Source organism: Knoellia sp. S7-12 (genome assembly GCF_040518285.1).
GTDB lineage: Bacteria > Actinomycetota > Actinomycetes > Actinomycetales > Dermatophilaceae > Knoellia.
This window is the reverse complement of record NZ_CP155449.1, coordinates 2,946,469-2,963,783: the sequence shown is the minus strand read 5'-3', so window position 1 is coordinate 2,963,783 and position 17,315 is coordinate 2,946,469. Positions and strand designations below refer to the sequence as shown.

Genomic DNA, 17,315 nt, shown 5'->3' with positions numbered 1-17,315 from the left:
CTCACCGCGCAACGACCCATGCCCCGATTGTGTTCCGTGGTGGCTCGTCAGACGCTGAGACATTTGGGTGAAAGCGCCTGAGCGATGTGGATCTCGCTGTGCTGCCGACCGCTCACGAGGAGCGCTCGCCCCGGCAGAGGAGCCAGGCCGCGTGGTGCTCGAATTGCGAACGCGTCGCCGTCGCTGGGTGCGCGTGGACTAAGCAGGATGCCGGACTGCTCGCGTGCCACGGTGTGAACGATCCCACGGAACGCCAGGGACACAGCGGTGAGGGTGGTGGCTGCCACGACGAGGCCGGCGTCGCGGTCGACGAGCGCGAGGATCTCGCCGAGAACTGGCTCGACCGGCGTGCCATCAAGTCGGTCGGCGTCGTCGATCAGCACGACGAGATCCGGATGGCGACGTTTGGCGTCGATCAGCCCCTGGACATCCCACGGGTCGACCAGGACCGTCGCGCCGACCCTGCGACCGACGTTCCCTCCGCGCCCTTCGACGACAGCAACCGGCCGACCGTCGGCCAAGGCGGAGCGTCCGATGGTGGCGAGCGTGGTCGAACGCCCTGTCCGCGCATGACCAGCGACGAGAATGCGGCGGCCGTGTCGCTCAGGGTCGAGTGAGGCAGTCGACCCGGTCTCAGCGGACAGGCCCACCGGCAGGGGTCCGGGGTGACCCACCTCAGAGGACATGAGGGTTCCCGCACGGCCTGCCATCGCCGGCGGCCCGCTGCTGGCGTAGTGGCCGGCAAGGAGGCCGGCGTGGTCGACCACGTCAGGCAACTGAGGCAGGGCAAAGGGGGTCGCCGAGTCGGGCAGTGGCCCGACCGCCTCGGTCAGGGGGTCGCGCAGGGCGAACTGCACCTCGACCCGATCACGCAGTCGCAACCCGCGACCGGGTACGCGACTGGAGGGGAGGTCTCGGCGGGAGAGTCCGGCATACGTCGCGTCGGAGGGATCCGCGAGGGGGAGGAGGAAGGTCTCGGAGACGACTGCACTCAGCCGACTCGCCAGTGCAGACCGGTCGCCCGTGATGACCGCCCGCAAGCTCGTGTCCCCGGAGCGCATCACCTCGAGCAGGTCGTCGCGCAGTCCGCCGATGGTGAGGTCTGCGTCGGAGTCGAGTCGCTCCCAGCCATCGACGAGTAGGAGCACTGGCGGCAGCGTTGAGGGCCGTGTCGCCCCAGCACGCTCCGTCCGCGACCGCAGGTGGTCGAGAAGCCGACGCACCCGCGACACATCGTCTGCTCGAACGACCGCACCGACGTGGGGGAGGGCCTCGAGGTCGGCCAGGTCGCCACCGGTGTCGATGACGTAGGCATGGATCGGGCTGCCCGGCTGAGCGACATGCGAGGCAAGAATCGTGCGGAGACTCGTCGTGCGTCCCGAGCGCGGCCCGCCGACGATGAGCCAGTGACCGTCGTGCTCGGTGTGCGCGAACACGTCCTGTCGCTGCTGCGCGGGGGAGTCGAGCAGCCCGATCCCCCGCGCGCCGACTTCTGCGCTCTCGAGGATCTCCGAGAGGGGTGGAAGCCACGGTCGATGAGGAGGCTGGACCCTGAGCAGTGCGGCGGCCGCCTGAGCTGTCCCCGCCAGGGCGGCAAGGCCACTTGCGCCGACGCCGGGATCAACGTGTGGGGGGCTGCCCGCCTCGCCAACTGGCTCGCCCGATGGGGTGGTGGGCGAGGCGGGCGAGGTCGGCGCTTGGACCAGCCTGGCTCCAGCCGGTCGGCCCAACGCATCGAGAACCGTCACCACCGTGGTCGCTGCGGCCGTGCCGGAGCCAACGCGGGCCGACTGGAACTCGAGGAGCTCGCCATCTCCTCCCCGGGCAAAGCCTCGTCCTGGCCGGTCCGTGGCGATGTGAGCTGCGTCCGGGGTTCCGATGACGTCGGTCGAGTCAGCGACATCGCGCATGCGCATGGCGATCCGCAGGTTGACATTGGCCTGGATGTCGGCGGTGATCGCGCCAGCTGGTCGTTGGGTGGCCAGCACGAGGTGCACCCCGAGCGAGCGACCGACGGCGGCCAGCGACACCACCCCGTCGACGAAGTCAGGTAGCTCGTCCGCGAGCAACCGGAACTCGTCGATGACGATGACGAGCCGCGGGAGGTCACCGACGCGACGATGGTGGTCGTCGAAGTCCCGCGCGCCCGAGCCCGCGAGCAGTCCTTCACGGCGCGTGATCTCGGCGTCGAGGCTGATGAGGGCGCGGCGGGCAAGACCGTCGTCGAGGTTGGTCACCAGCCCCACGGTGTGCGGCAGGTCGGCGCACTCACCGAAGGCCGAACCACCCTTGTAGTCGACGAGGACAAACGTCATGTCGTCCGGAGAGCACTCGAGCGCCAGAGAGGTGACGAGAGTGCGGAGCAGCTCGGACTTGCCCGAGCCGGTCGTGCCGCCGACGAGGAGGTGAGGACCGTCCATGGCGAGGTCGATCGTCCACTCACTCCCGGCGCCCCTCCCGACATGTGCGAGCGGCGACCCGTGACCCTCCTGCCAGTGCGCGGCCAACGCGGGTGGCGCCAGCGAGTGGGCACCGTCGAGCCATGGCAGGACGTCGAGCAGGTCCACCGATGCGGGGACGACGTCGGCCTCCCCCGAGGCGTCGACCAACGCCGCCAGCGAGCGGCCGATGCGTTCACCCCACCACCAGCCGACCTGGTCCGGGCTGAACGAGGCAACTGGCTCGGCGCCGTCGACGTCGAGTCGGGCCACCCGATCCCCCGGCCCGGCGCCACCACGAGAACCCACTCCCACCACGGCGTGGCATGACGACGGAAGGGCAGCTGCGGTGCGTGCGCCGACGAGGCACCACACGCCGAGTTCCCGACCGCGTTCGATGAGATCGATCAGCTCGCCGACGCCGAGGTCGGTCTCGCACTCGGGAAGGACCAGGAGCACCCGTGGCTCGCGCACCCGACCGTCACGCCTCTGCTCGGCTTCTCGGGTGATGACGATCTGCCGCAGCGCCTCGAGGCACGTCGCCAGGTCTCCGTGGGCCGCGGTGTGCGGGAGCCATCGCGCCCATGCCAGGGACCCGGCGTCACCGTGGGAGTCACGTCCGTCCGAGCGGACGAGCACCCTCAGGTCGCGAGGTGAGTGCAGGGTGACGACCTGGCCCAACACGTGGCGGATCATCGCCTCGACCTCTGACGGTGATCCGGCGATCCCCAGCCCGCCAACCTCATCGAGGCCCACTTCGACGGGCAGGTCAGGCAGTGACGGGTGTTGCGTGTCCCTGCCCCCGGGAGGCGCCCATCCAGTCCTCGTCGCGAGTTCGCCGACGCCCAGCCGCACGCGCCCAAAATCCGTTGCGCTGCAACGGCGCTCCCACAGGCGGGTGCCTGGACCGCTCGCAATGTCGAGGACGGTCGCCGGGTCCGGGAGGTCGCGCCACCTCTGCTCGCGCTCGAGTCGGCGGAGGGCGTCGAACTCGGCCTGTCGGTCGGTCAGCTCGATCTCGTGTGCGGCGAGATCCTTCGCGTACTCGCGCCGCCCACCCCAGCGGTCCCCAAGGACGTTGCCGACGAGCATCAGCGGCGAGAGCAGTGCAAAGGCCAACATCTGTGGCCCGAAGAAGGCCGCGAGCAGTCCGGCGAAGGGGAGGGGGAGAGCGGCGGCGATCCAGGGGATGCGCCCTCGCCGAGGTGCCGTCGGGGGCGTGGGCGCGGTGATCGTCAGCGACAGTTCGGGAGGGCGGGTTCGGGGCGAACGGTTGACGACGACGCGGCCGTCACCGCGCGGCAGCATCGACGCCGTGGTGCCCACTGCTCGCACGAGCCGCAGTAGCGAGTCACCGATGGCGATCACTTCAGATCCGTCAACGTCCGTGGAGCCACCGTCGACGAGCACTTCTGCCCCGCAACGAGTGCCGTTGGTCGAGGAGAGGTCGGTCACGCGAAAACCGCTGTCGGACAGGCTGATTCGTGCGTGCCTTCGACTCAGTCGCTCGTCGGACAGGCTCAGTCCGATGCCTGCCGATCGCCCCACCACCACCCCGTCCGCAGTCAGCGGGACGCGGCGTCCGGCATCGGGCCCAGCGACCACGGCGACGTCCACGGGCGCGGACACGGGGACCGGCGAACGTCGGGGTTCATCGAAGACCAGGGCCGCGCCGTGCACGAGGGGCGGCGCTCCGAGAAGTGCCTGCGGGGCGACCTCCCTGCCACGGCAGGACACTCGAGCCGGCGCACTGCCCGCGAGCTCGCGCAGGAGCGGCAGGACATCCGCGAGCGTCGCCCCGTCGGGGGCGGTGAGGTGGACGTCGAGCCCGCTCTCGCGCCGGCTGGGCCAGTGCAAGGTCACGTCGAAGTCGATCGAGGACGGCATACGTGAACGCTAGAGACACAACCAAGAGCGGCCGTCGACTTATCCACAGGACCGGAGGACATGCGCCGGAACGGCGCCCGGAGCGCGGTCAGGTCGGGTCGGTCACGGCATACGCACGCATGCTGAGCGCCGCGAGAATCACCTGCGAGCCGGCGTCCGATCGGTCGCCGTCCTCCGGCCGCTCCCAGGCGCTGTCCCAGAGGAGCCGGTATGCCGCAAGGCTCGGCGCCTTGGGCAGCGTCACCTGTCGCTCGTCCTGGCCGCCGTGCAGCACGACGAGAACCGACTCGTGTCCGAGCCAGGCGCCGTTGACGAGCATCTGCAGGGTGCGGTTGTCGGGGGAGGACCAGTCCCCCATCGGTGAGCCGTCAGCGGCATACCAGGCGAGGTCGATCGATCCGTCCTCGTGGACCTCGCGGCCCAGGGCCCAGGTCCGCTGGCGCAGCGCGGGGTGCTCCCGACGGATCGCGAGGAGGTGTCGTGTGGTGGCGAGGAGGTCGTCCTGCCATGGCGCGAGGTCCCAGTCGAACCAGGTCGTCGCGTTGTCCTGGTTGTAGGGGTTGTTGTTGCCGTTCTGGCTGCGTCCGAACTCGTCGCCGGCGTTGATCATGGGGATGCCCGAGGACAACAGGAGCGTGCCGAGCAGGTTGCGCATCGAGCGTCGCCGCCGAGAGAGCACCTGCTCGTCGTCGGTCGGCCCCTCGACGCCGTGGTTCCAGGAGTGGTTGCCGTTGGAGCCGTCGTTGTTGTCCTCGCCGTTGTCCTCGTTGTGTTTCTCGTCGTATGCCGTGAGGTCGGCGAGCGTGAACCCGTCATGGGCCGCGACGAAGTTGATCGACGCCGTCGGGCCGCGGTCGCGGGCACCGAAGAGGTCACGCGAGCCAGCGAGTCGGGTGGCGAGGTCCTGCACGCCGTGCGCCACGTGCCCGGGGACGGCCGGTCGGTGGTCGGCCAGCCAGAAGTCACGCACGGAGTCGCGGAAGCGGTCGTTCCACTCGGAGAACGGCGGCGGGAACTGCCCGGTGCGCCAGCCGTGCATGCCGACGTCCCACGGCTCGACGATGAGCTTGGTGGCCGACAGCACCGGGTCGGTGCGGAGCCCGACGAGGAAGGGATGGTCGGGGTCGAACTCGTCGGTGCGTCCACGCCCGAGGGCGACGGCGAGGTCGAAGCGGAAGCCGTCGACGTGACACTCCTGCACCCAGTAGCGCAGCGAGTCCAGGGCCAGGCGACACATGACCGGATGGCGCAGGTCGAGGGTGTTGCCCGTCCCGGTGACATCGATGTCGCGACCGCGCTCATCGAGCCGGTAGTAGGCGCGGTTGTCGAGGCCGCGGAACATGAGCGTCGCGCCCGTGCCGTCCTGCTCCGCCGTGTGGTTGTAGACGACGTCGAGCAGCACTTCGAGCCCGGCGGCGTGGAGGAGCTTGACCATGCCCTTGAACTCATCGAGGGCGCCCTGCGGATCGGTGGACGCGGCATACGCAGCGTGAGGAGCAAAGAACCCCAGCGTGTTGTAGCCCCAGTGGTTGGCCAGACCTTTGCGGACAAGCGCCGGCTCGGAGGCGAAGGAGTGCACAGGGAGGAGTTCGACCGCGGTCACACCCAACTCGGTGAGATGGGCGATCGTCACAGGATGCGCCATTCCGGCATAGGTCCCGCGAAGATCCTCCGGCACCCCCGGCAACTCCATCGTGAGGTTGCCGACGTGGGCTTCGTAGATCACGGTCTCGCTGCGCGTCACGGCCGGCGGTGAGTCCTCGCCCCAGTCGAAGGAGCGGTCAATGACGACCGATCGCGGCATGTCGGGGGCCGAGTCGGTCTCCGAGGGTGCAGAGCCATCGCCGTGCCAGGTGGTGTGGTCGACGACGTGTCCGTAGACGCTCGGTCCCCAGCGGACCTCACCCTCGATCGCGCGGGCGTAGGGGTCCATGAGCAACTGGTTCGGGTTGTGCCGCAGCCCCTGCTCGGGGTCCCAGGCACCCCCGACGCGAAAGCCGTAGCGCTGGCCCACGGTGACGTCGGGGACGAAGCCGAACCACCAGCCGAACGCGTGGTCGACGAGCGGCACCCGGCGCTCGGTGGAGCCCTCGGCATCAGCCGCGTCGAAGAGGCACAGCTCGACCGAGTCGGCGTGTCCGGCATAGACGCTCACCTCGATGCCGCCGTCCACGACGGTGACGCCCGGTGCAGGCGGCAGGTCGCGGGCGACACGGAGGCTGGGCGCGGTGGCGGCGGACGTCAGTGGCGTCATGGCGGCAGCCTATTGAGAGCCGATGACGCTGGTGCGGTGCCACCCACTCCCGCGCGCGTCGCACGGGACGCATGACAAGGTGGACTCATGAGTGATCCGACTTCTCTCCCCAACTTCCCGCCGCCCGCGAACGAGCACCCGCTGCGGGGCCGAGTCCTCGATGTCCTCGTCGATGCAGGTGCGCAGCCCAACATCGACACGGACGGCGACGTCGCCTACCAGGCCAACGACCAGACGATCTTCGTCCGCGTCACCGAGGGCGAGCTGCCCGTCATGCGGATCTTCGGTCAATGGACCCTCCCCGAAGAGGTCGCTGCCGACAAGGAGAAGGTTGCGGCCACCTGCAACGAGGTCAACCTGTCGCTCAACTGCGTCAAGGTCGGCGTCGCCAACAACACCCTCGTCGTGACGAGTGAGCACCTCGTCGTCGACGGTGCGGACGTCGCGACCCTCGTCCAGGTGAGCACCTCGATCATCCTCTCGGGCGTCCAGCTGTGGCACGAGCGTGCGCTCGGCCTCGAGCCGGGACAGACCCAGGGCGAGGTCCCGAACGACGCGCCCGAGGGTTCTGGCCAGTCCGGCCCCGACGCCAACGGATCCACTCCGGGGCAGGTCAGCTGATGACCCAGCTCGTCCGCCTCGAGGTCGAAGACGGCATCGGCATCATCCGACTCGATCGGCCGCCGATGAACGCTCTCAACGATGAGGTGCAGCGCGGCATCATCGCCGCGTCCCTCGAGGCGACCGAGCGCAAGGACGTCTCGGCCGTCATCGTCTACGGCGGAGAGAAGGTCTTCGCGGCAGGTGTGGACATCAAGCAGATGGCCGACTGGTCCTACACGGACATGGTCGATCACTCGCACCTCTTCCAGGACTTCACCCGTGCCCTCGCCCGGATCCCCAAGCCGACCGTCGCCGCCATCACGGGCTACGCCCTCGGCGGTGGCTGCGAAGTCACCCTTGCGTGCGACTTCCGCATCGCGGCCAGGGGCGCCAAGCTCGGCCAGCCTGAAGTGCTTCTCGGACTCATCCCCGGAGCAGGGGGCAGCCAACGACTGGCGCGCCTCGTGGGGCCGGCCAAGGCCAAGGACCTCATCTTCACGGGTCGGTTCATCGACGCCGACGAGGCGCTGTCCATCGGTCTCGTCGACGAGGTCGTGGATCTCGATGATGGCAGTGAGCGAGGTCCTGATCCGTTGTTGGCGGCCGCGAAAGCGATGATGAAGCGGTATGCCGGTGGGCCGGCCTACGCGATCCGTGCGGCCAAGGAGGCCATCGACTCGGGCCTCGAGACCGATCTGCAGAGCGGCCTCGAGATCGAACGGATGCTCTTCGCATCGCTCTTCGCCACGAAGGACCGCGCGGCCGGTATGGCTTCGTTCATCGAGAGCGGCCCCGGCAAGGCAACGTTCGAAGGCGCCTGAGACAGACGAAGTCGGTGGTGGGTCAAGAACTGAGGATCGCGTCCACGAAGGCCCGCAGACCTCCGGCGTTTGTGTAGAGGTGCGATCGGATCCCGAGGATCTCGGCGGTGGCGACGTTCTCCGAGGAGCCGTCCACGAAGGCGATCTCGCTGAACATCAGGCCGTTCTGCAGAGCTGTGCGACTGAAGACGTCGGGGTCGGGCTTGGTCAGGCCCAGTTCGGCGCTGCTCATGACCCCGTCGACCTCGTCGGTCAGCCCGAGTCGATCGAGGTCGTCGCCCAGCCTGCTGGTGGCGTTGGTGAAGAGCACGACACGCAGCTGCGAGCGGGCGTGGCGCACGATGTCGAGAACCTCGTGGTCGACGGTGCCCGTGGGCCCCATCCAGTCGTGGACGGCAGCCTGGGCTGCGTCACCGTGGTCGGCGGCGACGGCCTCGACGACCGAATCCCGCCAGGCCTGGTCGTCGACGTCCCCCGTGAGAGCCGGAAGGAGCCGGTGAGGGGCGAACGCGGCGACGGACAAGGTCCCGGTGGGGAGCCCATGAGCCAACTCGACCGTCGCGGTCAGGTCTGGATCCCAGACGCGAAGGACCCCGTCGAGGTCGAGCAGCAGCACCTTGAACACGGGTTCTCCTCCTCGTGGGTGGGCAGCTCTCGCGCGGTCCGTCTCGCTCTCCATCGATGGTCTCTCACTCACAGCCGGGAGTGGGCGGGGGAGTCACGGCAAAGATTTCTGTGCCCACCATCACGCCCGGAGAATTCTCCGGAGGGCGAGCACGCGGCATACGCTCGACCGTGAACGTATCTACCCACCCACAGATGAGGACGAGACACGCATGAACATCGTCGTCTGCGTCAAGTACGTGCCTGACGCACAGTCCGACCGAACCTTCAACGAGGCCGACAGCACCACGGACCGCGAAGGCGTCGAAGGTCTCCTGTCGGAGATCGACGAGTACGCCGTCGAGGAGGCGCTCAAACTCGCCGAGGCCGGTGAAGGCGAGGTCACCGTCGTGACCGTTGGTCCCGAGCAGGCCGTCAACGCGGTCAAGAAGGCCCTGCAGATGGGAGCCGACAAGGCCGTCCACGTGAGCGACGAGGCCATCCACGGCTCCGACGCCGCCGCGACGTCGCTCATCCTGGCCGAGGCGATCAAGAAGACCTCCGGTGGCAGCAACCCCGACCTCGTCCTCATGGGCATGTCCTCGACCGACGGCGTCATGGGTGTTGTTCCCGCGATGGTCGCCGAGCGCCTGGGCCTCCCGCAGGTCACCTACGCCTCCGAGCTGACCCTCGAGGGTCAGTCGGTCACGATCCGTCGCGATGGTGACGCCGCGTCCGAGACGATCACGTCGGTGCTGCCGGCGCTCGTGTCGGTCACCGACCAGATCAACGAGCCCCGCTACCCCTCGTTCAAGGGGATCATGGCCGCCAAGAAGAAGCCGGTCGACACCTGGACGCTCGCTGACCTGGGTGTCGACGCGGGTCAGGTCGGCCTGGACGCCGCGTGGACCAAGGTGACGTCCTTCACCAAGCGTCCGCCGCGTGAGCAGGGCCAGATCGTCACCGATGAGGGCGATGGTGGCACCAAGCTCGCCGAGTACCTGTCCGCCCAGAAGTTCCTCTGAGGAGAATCCACCCATGGCTGAAGTTCTCGTCCTCGTCGACCACGTTGGCGGCAAGATCCGCAAGGCGACCGCCGAACTGCTGACGATCGCCCGCCGTCTCGGCGAGCCCTCCGCGGTCTACATCGGCCCCGGTGCCGAGACCGCCCAGGTCACCCTCGCCAAGTACGGCGCGGCCAAGGTCTATGTCTATGACGCCCCCGACGCCCTTGAGTACCTCGTTGCCCCCCAGGCCGAGATCCTCGCGTCGGTCGTCGAGAAGACCTCCCCGCTCGCCGTGCTCATCCCGAGCAACACCTCCGGCAAGGAGATCGCAGCGCGCCTCGCGATCCGCACCGAGTCGGGTGTCATCACCGACGCCGTCGACGTCACCGCCGGTGGCGAGGGCGTCGAGACGACCCAGTCGGTCTTCGCCGGTTCCTACACGGTCACGTCCACGATCACCAAGGGCGCCGCCATCGTCGCGGTCAAGCCCAACTCGGTTGCGATCGAGCCGGCTCCGGCCGCAGGGGTGCTCGAGAAGATCGACCTCACCCTCTCGGACGCCGCCAAGGCCGCCAAGATCACCGAGTCCAAGCCCAAGGAGGCGACGGGTCGCCCGGAGCTCACCGAGGCCAAGATCGTCGTCTCCGGCGGTCGTGGCACGGGTGGCGACTTCGGTCCGGTCGAGCAGTTCGCCGACACCCTCGGTGCTGCGGTCGGTGCCTCGCGCGCGGCCGTCGACGCCGGCTGGTACCCGCACAGCAACCAGGTCGGCCAGACCGGCAAGCAGGTCTCACCGCAGCTCTATGTCGCGGCGGGCATCTCGGGTGCGATCCAGCACCGCGCCGGCATGCAGACGTCCAAGACGATCATCGCGATCAACAAGGACGAAGAGGCACCGATCTTCGAGCTCGTCGACTTCGGCGTCGTCGGTGACCTGTTCACCGTCCTCCCGCAGGCGACCGAGGCCGTCAAGAAGGCCAAGGCCTGACGCACCACAACCACTGATTGCCCGTTCGGCCACTGGTCAAACGGGCAATCAGTGGTTCGGGGGCCAGCCGAAAGGGCAATCAGTGGTTCATGAGGACGGAACGTAGAATCGGCTGGTGAGCGCGTACCTGGACCATGCTGCGACGACCCCCATGCGGGCGTCTGCTCGTGCTGCGTGGATCGAACAGAGTGAGCGCGGTGGCAACCCGTCCTCGCTGCACACCTCCGGTCGCGCAGCTCGCGCGGTCGTCGAGGAGTCGCGCGAGGAGATCGCCGGAGCGCTCAGCGCCCGACCGTCCGAGGTCGTCTTCACGTCCGGCGGCACCGAGGCCGACAACCTGGCCATCAAGGGCACGTATGCCGCACGGCTGGCTTCCGTGGGAGCCCGCCGTCTCGTCGTGGGCGGCATCGAACACCATGCCGTCCTCGACCCGGTCGAGCACCTCGTGAAGGCGCAGGGCGCGGAGGTCACCTGGCTGGAGCCGGATCGCTGCGGCCACATCCTGGTCGACGACCTGCGGGCCGCGATCACTCCCGTGCTCGCCAGTGCCAACAGTGCCAACAGTGCCGACGGTGCCAACAGTGCCGACGGTGCCGACGGTGCCGACGCGGGGGGCGTCGCCGTCGTCAGCGTCATGTGGGCGAACAACGAGGTCGGGACCGTGCAGCCCGTGGCCGAACTCGCCGCCGTGGCCCGCGAGGCCGGTGTGCCGTTCCACACCGATGCCGTCCAGGCCGTCGGTCAGCTTCCCGTCGACTTCGCTGCGAGCGGGGCCGACCTCATGACCGTGTCAGCCCACAAGGTCGGTGGCCCTGTCGGTGTCGGAGCCCTGCTTGCACGCCGCGATGCCCGACTCGTCCCGCTCGTCCACGGAGGTGGGCAGGAGCGGCAGGTGCGCTCAGGCACTCTCGACGCGGCCGGCATACGCGCGTTTGCTGTGGCTCTGACCGAAGCGGTCGCCGAGCGGGACGTCGAGGCCAAGCGCCTCACCGTCCTGCGGGACCGGCTCATCGGTAGCGCGCTGGGGCTCGAACTCGGCATCAGTGTGAGTGGCTGCTGGACCGAGGGCGACGCCACGGACCGACTCCCGGGCAACGCGCATCTGCTCGTCCCCGGCTGCGAGGGCGACTCGCTCCTCTATCTCCTCGACGCGGCGGGTGTGGAGTGCTCGACCGGTTCGGCGTGCCAGGCCGGTGTCCCACAGCCGAGTCACGTGCTTCTTGCCATGGGCTATCCCGAGGCCGAGGCGCGTGGGGCCCTGCGACTGTCGCTCGGCCACACGTCGACCGACGGCGACGTCGACGCGTTCCTCGCGGCGCTGCCCGGTGTCGTCGAGCGCGCCCGTCGGGCGAGTGGAGCGGCCTGATGCGCGTCGTCGCAGCGATGAGCGGGGGAGTGGACTCGGCTGTTGCGGCTGCGCGGATGCTCGATGCCGGACACGAGGTCGTCGGAGTGCACCTGGCCCTGTCGCGTTCGGCGGCGACGTTGCGTGAGTCGGCCCGCGGGTGCTGCACGATCGAGGACGCCGGTGACGCGCGGCGCGTGGCTGACCGGCTCGGCATTGCGTTCTATGTGTGGGACATGGCAGAGCGGTTCCAACGCGACGTGATGGACGACTTCGTCGCCGAGTACCAAGCGGGTCGCACACCGAACCCGTGCCTGCGCTGCAACGAGTCCATCAAGTTCGCTGCCCTGCTCGACCGGGCCGTGGCGCTGGGGTTCGACGCGGTGGCGACGGGGCACTACGCGCAGATCGTCGAGCGCACGGATGACGCGGGTGCGGTGCATCGTGAGCTGCACCGCGCCGTCGATCCCCACAAGGACCAGTCCTATGTGCTGGGCGTCCTCGACGACGAACAGCTGGCGCGCGCCTTCTTCCCGCTCGGTGACACGGCCAAGCCGCAGATTCGCGAAGAGGCTGCGGCTCGGGGGTTCTCAATCGCCAAGAAGCCGGACTCCTATGACATCTGCTTCATCCCTGACGGTGACACTCGGGGCTGGCTGACCAAGCAGCTCGGCGAGCAGCCGGGGGAGATCGTCGACTCGGCCAGTGGCGAGGTCGTGGGGGTCCATCAGGGCGCCTATGGCTTCACCGTCGGTCAGCGGCGTGGTCTCGGTCTCGACCGGTCGGCCCTCGACGCCGAGCCGCGCTACGTCGTGGGTGTCGATGCCCCGACCAACCGCGTGCTCATCGGCACCCAGGACCTGTTGGGCGTCGACGTCATCGCGGCCGATCACGCCCGATGGTGCGGCGCCGCGCCCAGCGGCGAGGTGCGGGTCGGAGCGCAGGTCAGGGCGCACGGCGAAGAGGTTCCCGCGTGGGCCCGAGTCGACGACACCGACCCCGAACTCGTCCATGTGCGGCTCGACGAACGCATCCGCGGGGTCGCTCCGGGGCAGTCGGTCGTGCTCTACGAGGGCACCCGCGTGGTCGGGTCGGCGACGATCGCTTCCACTGCGCGCGCCCGCACCAGTGCCAGCTGACACCTTCCAACCCCTTGCGTCTGCGCGTGTGGTGGTTCTAGCGACCGAATCCGCAGACGTTGCGAGGGGTGACGTCTCAGGTGAGGCCGCGGGCGAGGGCACGAACGGCGGCGTCGGCGTGGGACTCCGACAAGCCGGCATACCCAATGACGAGTCCGCGCCGGACCGAGTTGACGCAGTAGGCCGACAGCGGGTTGACCGAGACCCCGTGGCGCAGAAGCGACATCGAGACCTCGTGGTCGTCGATGGCCTCGGGCAGGAGGAGCACGAGGTGCAGACCGGCGTCGACCCCGCTGAGCCGATGGTCCGGCAGGTGTCGGGCGAGGGCGGCGACGAGCCGGGCGCGCCGAGCGGCATACGTCCGAGCAGCGCGAGCGTGGTGGGCGGCGAGGGAACCGTTGGAGATGAATTCGGCGACGGCTTCGCCGGTCATCTCGTTGACGAGCAGGCTGCGCCGTTCGAGCTCGAGCCCGATGGCTTCGCGCAGATGCGTCGGCGGGGCCAGCCAAGCGACCCGCAGGGTGGGGACGAGGATCTTGGACGCCGTGCCGATGTAGAGGACGTGGTCGTCAGCGCCCTCGAGGGAACGCAGCGCAGGCAACGGTGAGACGTCGTAGCGGAACTCACCGTCGTAGTCGTCCTCGATGACGAGCCCGTGTGTGTCTCGCGCCCAGTCGAGCAGTGCGGTGCGGCGGGCGACGGGCATGCGGGCGCCCAGGGGGTATTGGTGCGAGGGCGTGACGTAGACCGCGGCGTCGCTGCGTCGGAGCATCGCCGGGTCGAGACCGTCGTCGTCAACAGGGAGCGGGCGAATGCGAGAACCGTTGTCGGAGAACGCTGTCCACGCCTCGACGTATCCCGGATCCTCGACGGCGACAGTGCGTCCGACCAGGCCCAGGGCGGCCGGCAGCGCTTGCAGGGTGGCGCTCACGCCCGGTGTGATGAGCAGGTCGTCCGGAGCGATGGGGATGCCCCGGCTGCGTCGGATGTGATCGGCGAGCACCTCCCGCAGTCGGACGTGCGTGGGCCCGGGAGAGAGGTCGTTGGTCGGCATCTGTGAGGCCGCCTGCCGCCACGCGCGACGCCACGCGGTCTGGTCAAGGAAGCCGACGTCCGGACGCCCCGGGCGGAGGTCGAACCTCACCTCGCGGCGGGTGGGGGCCGGGCCCGTCGTCGGGTACGGGTCCATGGGCTCGACCGACGACAGGGCCCCAGCCCGGGCGGCGCGGTCGGCCCCCGGTGCGATCGCCGCACCCGACCCTGGTCGCGTCTCGATGAAGCCGGCCGCCGCCAGCTCGTCGTATGCCGCGACGACGGGTCCGCGGGACACCTCGAGTTCCGTGGCGAGCACCCGCGTCGAGGGGAGGGGGTCACCCGGACGCAGCCGACCCTCACGCAGCTCAGCGACCACCGCGTCAGCGATGCGGTGCCGGAGCGGTCGGTCGCTCCGGTCGAGCCGCAGCGCGAGACTGATGGTGCGGGGGGAGCGGGGCACAGCTCCAGGATACTGGTCCTTGTGTTCGGCCGATAGTGGTTCTCGTAGCGGGTCCACTTGGTGTCGCAGAATGGGGGCATGCCAGAGGTCACCCTGAATCGTCTCCGCGAACGCGGGAGCACCGAACGTGAGGTGCTCGACGCGATCCTCGATGACGTGCTCGCGGGCACCCTCAGCACTGTTGTCGACGGTGAGCCCTGGGTGGTGCCGATGCTCTTTGCCCGTCAGGGAGACCGCATTCTCCTGCACGGTTCCACCGGTGCCGGGGCCCTGCGTCACGTGGCAGCCGGAGCGCCCGCCGCACTGGCGGTCGTTGCAGTGGACGCGCTCGTCGTCGGCCACACGACTTTCGACTCGTCGGCGAACTACCGCTCGGCAGTCGTCTATGGAGACCTCACACCGTTGAGCGACGAGGATCGCACTGTCGCCCTGGACGCGGTGTCGGAGCGACTCATCCCGGGACGGACGGGCGAGGTCCGCCCGATGACCCGTCAGGAGATCGCCAAGACCTCGGTCATGGCCCTGCCGATCTCGCAGGGGCGTTTCATGACCAAGACCCGGACCGGCCAGGCCAGCGTGCCCGGCGAGGAGACCGACGCCTGGCACGGCGTCGTCGAGCTGCGCACCGTGGCCCTCGAGCCTGTGTCAGCGCCGACCTCCACCGCCTGCGAGGTCCCGCAGTCGGTGCGTGACTTCGCCAGTGCGAGGGTTCTCGCGTGACCCACGTTTCCGGAATCGGCTCCTGGCCCGGTGAGTCGTCGCGCGAAGCCATCATCACGGTCCGCGACCTGCTCGCTGACGTCGATGGCCTCGGCCTGCCCTATCTGCCCGAACTGCCCTCTCGTGGGCCGGGATCCGACATCATCGGTCGGTCCGCGGCGCTGCTCGCCGACCTCTCGGTCGACCTGCAGCCGTCCGGGTGGCGCTTCACCGACCGCCCCGGTCGGGACATGTCCCGCGCCCGAGCGCTCGTGCGCGAGGACCTCGACGAGCTTGCTGAGGCCTACGACGGGTATGCCGGTCCGCTCAAGATCCAGGTCGCCGGCCCCTGGACGCTTGCCGCCTCCATCGAATTGAACCGGGGGGAGCGTTCGGTCACCGACGAGGGCGCCCGCCGGGACGTCGTCGCGTCCCTGGCCGAGGGTCTTCGCCAGCATGCCGCGGAGGTCCAACGGCTCGTCCCCGGAGCGGTTCTCACGGTGCAGATCGACGAGCCGTCCGTCCTGTCGGTCCTGAGAGGTGTGCTGCCGACCGCGTCCGGCTATGGACGTGTCCGTGCCGTCGACCGCGCGGAGGTGGCACGCGGCATACAAGAAGTTTGCGATGCGCACGCGGGTGACGTCGTCCTGCACTCGTGCCACCCGGGAGCCCCGGTGGAGTTGCTCGCGTCCACTGGAGTCACTGCCCTTGCCCTCGACCTCACGGACGCGTCTCCGCAACGCTGGGAGGCCATTGCGGCGGCCGTCGAGTCCGGCACCCACCTGTGGGCCGGGGTCGTGCCGACGACGGCGGTCACCTCTGCAGCCGATGCGGTTCGGACCGCAACGGCACATGTCGTCGACGGCTTCTCGCGCGTCGGGCTGCCGCTCTCCGCGCTCGCCGATGTCACCGTCACACCGACCTGCGGGCTCCCGGAACTCACGCCTCAGGGAGCCGTGGACGTTCAACGGGTGGCGATCAATGTCGCCCGTGAGCTGACCGACAGGGAGCACAACTGATGTCACCCGCGCCCAGGGTCCCGTGGCAGGCCAAGTTCTTTGCGCTCGTCCTCATCTGGGGATCGAGCTTCCTGCTCATGAAGGTCGGACTCGAATCGCTCTCGGCCGTGCAGATCGCGGCGCTGCGGCTCGTCACCGGCGCAGCCACGATTCTCATCCTGCTCTGGATGCGCGGTGGCTCGCTCCCGCGCGAGCGCTGGGTGTGGGGACACCTCATCGTCACCGGATTGCTGCTCGGCACACTGCCGTTCATGTTGTTCGCCCTCTCCGAGACCCGTGTGAGCTCGGCCCTTGCCGGCATCGGCAACGCGACGACGCCCATCGCGACCGTGCTCGCGACGATGGCGTTCCTGCCGGGTGCGCGCGTGACGAGGAACAAGGTCATCGCCATCGTCATCGGCTTCATCGGCGTCCTCACGATCATGCAGCCGTGGACGTCGGCACGCCCCGACCTCGTCGGCTTCGGGATGGCTCTCGCCGGCGGCGTCTGCTACGGCGTCGGGTGGACCTACAACCGCCGGTTCCTTGCCCGCGCCGACCTCGGCGGCCTGAGCCAGCCGGCTGCGACGTTGCTCATGGGCTGTGTGCTGATGGTTCCTGTCGTCGTGGTGTGGGGTGCGCTCCAGCCGGATGGGTTCGGATCGATCTGGGCCTATGACCGGGCGCGCCTCGGCACGTCCCAGATCGAGGCGGGCAGTGCCGGTGGTGGCTGGGTGTGGTTGCCACTCCTCTGCATCCTGGCGCTCGGAATCATCGGGACGGGCGCGGCATACATCCTGCAGTTCGACGTCGTCCGAGGGGCCGGCCCGGTCATCGGTTCGACGATCACCTATCTCATCCCGATCGTGTCGGTGCTGCTCGGTGTGCTCGTCCTGGGAGAGTCCCTCGGGGCGTTCGAAGTGATCGGCTTCGTCATCGTCCTTGTGGCAGCGGGCGTCATCAACGCACCCGCGCGACGATCGGCCACCTCGGTGGCGATCCCCGAGGTGGCCCCCGCCGCGCCGCACACCTGAGGCG

Annotated in this window: 13 protein-coding genes; 9 read left to right on the top strand and 4 right to left on the bottom strand. The window is 69.2% G+C overall.

Translation table 11 applies throughout. The features are described 5' to 3' along the window. Positions 1–47: 47 nt before the first annotated feature. Positions 48–4,325, bottom strand: a complete 4,278-nt coding sequence (locus V6K52_RS14285; RefSeq protein ID WP_353950781.1) for an FtsK/SpoIIIE domain-containing protein — start codon at positions 4,323–4,325, stop codon at positions 48–50. An 88-nt stretch (positions 4,326–4,413) separates the two neighbouring features. Continuing rightward, positions 4,414–6,579, bottom strand: coding sequence for a glycogen debranching protein GlgX (glgX, locus tag V6K52_RS14280; protein ID WP_353950780.1), 2,166 nt, complete (start codon positions 6,577–6,579; stop codon positions 4,414–4,416). A gap of 87 nt (positions 6,580–6,666) precedes the next feature. On the opposite strand from glgX, the gene V6K52_RS14275 reads away from it, so the two are divergent. Then, complete coding sequence (locus V6K52_RS14275) at positions 6,667–7,200, top strand: YbjN domain-containing protein (RefSeq protein WP_353950779.1); 534 nt, start codon at positions 6,667–6,669, stop codon at positions 7,198–7,200. After that, on the top strand, positions 7,200–8,003 hold the full coding sequence (locus tag V6K52_RS14270) for an enoyl-CoA hydratase-related protein (protein WP_353950778.1): 804 nt from the start codon (positions 7,200–7,202) through the stop codon (positions 8,001–8,003). Before V6K52_RS14275 ends, V6K52_RS14270 begins: the two co-directional genes overlap by 1 nt. Positions 8,004–8,025: 22 nt before the next feature. Here the strand turns inward: V6K52_RS14270 and V6K52_RS14265 are convergent, their stop codons facing one another. After that, positions 8,026–8,628 carry a hypothetical protein gene (locus V6K52_RS14265; RefSeq protein WP_353950777.1) on the bottom strand — a complete coding sequence of 201 codons (603 nt, stop codon included), beginning with the start codon at positions 8,626–8,628 and terminating at the stop codon, positions 8,026–8,028. Positions 8,629–8,839: 211 nt separating this feature from the next. On the opposite strand from V6K52_RS14265, the gene V6K52_RS14260 reads away from it, so the two are divergent. The 4 genes from V6K52_RS14260 to mnmA all read left to right on the top strand — a co-directional run bounded on the left by V6K52_RS14260 (position 8,840) and on the right by mnmA (position 13,085). Then, positions 8,840–9,631 (top strand): electron transfer flavoprotein subunit beta/FixA family protein, encoded by a 792-nt coding sequence (locus V6K52_RS14260; RefSeq protein WP_353950776.1) that lies wholly within the window; start codon positions 8,840–8,842, stop codon positions 9,629–9,631. A gap of 13 nt (positions 9,632–9,644) precedes the next feature. Then, positions 9,645–10,601: an electron transfer flavoprotein subunit alpha/FixB family protein gene (locus tag V6K52_RS14255; RefSeq protein ID WP_353950775.1), complete on the top strand. Its 957-nt coding sequence runs from the start codon at positions 9,645–9,647 to the stop codon at positions 10,599–10,601. A gap of 115 nt (positions 10,602–10,716) precedes the next feature. Continuing rightward, positions 10,717–11,967 (top strand): cysteine desulfurase family protein, encoded by a 1,251-nt coding sequence (locus tag V6K52_RS14250; protein WP_353950774.1) that lies wholly within the window; start codon positions 10,717–10,719, stop codon positions 11,965–11,967. Next, entirely contained in the window at positions 11,967–13,085 is a 1,119-nt protein-coding gene (mnmA, locus tag V6K52_RS14245) for a tRNA 2-thiouridine(34) synthase MnmA (RefSeq protein ID WP_353950773.1), read from the top strand. Before V6K52_RS14250 ends, mnmA begins: the two co-directional genes overlap by 1 nt. A 76-nt stretch (positions 13,086–13,161) precedes the next feature. Here the strand turns inward: mnmA and V6K52_RS14240 are convergent, their stop codons facing one another. Further along, positions 13,162–14,580 carry a PLP-dependent aminotransferase family protein gene (locus tag V6K52_RS14240; protein ID WP_353950772.1) on the bottom strand — a complete coding sequence of 473 codons (1,419 nt, stop codon included), beginning with the start codon at positions 14,578–14,580 and terminating at the stop codon, positions 13,162–13,164. 78 nt (positions 14,581–14,658) lie between these two features. On the opposite strand from V6K52_RS14240, the gene V6K52_RS14235 reads away from it, so the two are divergent. Genes V6K52_RS14235 through V6K52_RS14225 form a run of 3 tightly spaced genes read left to right on the top strand, consistent with a single transcriptional unit; the run spans position 14,659 to position 17,311 of the window. Beyond that, positions 14,659–15,300 carry a pyridoxamine 5'-phosphate oxidase family protein gene (locus tag V6K52_RS14235; protein ID WP_353950771.1) on the top strand — a complete coding sequence of 214 codons (642 nt, stop codon included), beginning with the start codon at positions 14,659–14,661 and terminating at the stop codon, positions 15,298–15,300. Further along, entirely contained in the window at positions 15,297–16,298 is a 1,002-nt protein-coding gene (locus V6K52_RS14230; protein ID WP_353950770.1) for a methionine synthase, read from the top strand. Before V6K52_RS14235 ends, V6K52_RS14230 begins: the two co-directional genes overlap by 4 nt. Next, a complete protein-coding gene (locus V6K52_RS14225; protein WP_353950769.1) occupies positions 16,298–17,311 on the top strand; it encodes a DMT family transporter in 1,014 nt (337 codons plus the stop codon). The genes V6K52_RS14230 and V6K52_RS14225 overlap by 1 nt, the downstream gene beginning before the upstream one ends. The last annotated feature ends 4 nt before the right edge of the window (positions 17,312–17,315 follow it).

Coding starts and splice junctions, on each gene's coding strand:
- V6K52_RS14285 (WP_353950781.1), bottom strand. CDS start 4,325: ATGCCGTCCTCGATCGACTTCGACGTGACCTTGCACTGGCCCAGCCGG.
- glgX (WP_353950780.1), bottom strand. CDS start 6,579: ATGACGCCACTGACGTCCGCCGCCACCGCGCCCAGCCTCCGTGTCGCC.
- V6K52_RS14275 (WP_353950779.1), top strand. CDS start 6,667: ATGAGTGATCCGACTTCTCTCCCCAACTTCCCGCCGCCCGCGAACGAG.
- V6K52_RS14270 (WP_353950778.1), top strand. CDS start 7,200: ATGACCCAGCTCGTCCGCCTCGAGGTCGAAGACGGCATCGGCATCATC.
- V6K52_RS14260 (WP_353950776.1), top strand. CDS start 8,840: ATGAACATCGTCGTCTGCGTCAAGTACGTGCCTGACGCACAGTCCGAC.
- V6K52_RS14255 (WP_353950775.1), top strand. CDS start 9,645: ATGGCTGAAGTTCTCGTCCTCGTCGACCACGTTGGCGGCAAGATCCGC.
- mnmA (WP_353950773.1), top strand. CDS start 11,967: ATGCGCGTCGTCGCAGCGATGAGCGGGGGAGTGGACTCGGCTGTTGCG.
- V6K52_RS14235 (WP_353950771.1), top strand. CDS start 14,659: ATGCCAGAGGTCACCCTGAATCGTCTCCGCGAACGCGGGAGCACCGAA.
- V6K52_RS14225 (WP_353950769.1), top strand. CDS start 16,298: ATGTCACCCGCGCCCAGGGTCCCGTGGCAGGCCAAGTTCTTTGCGCTC.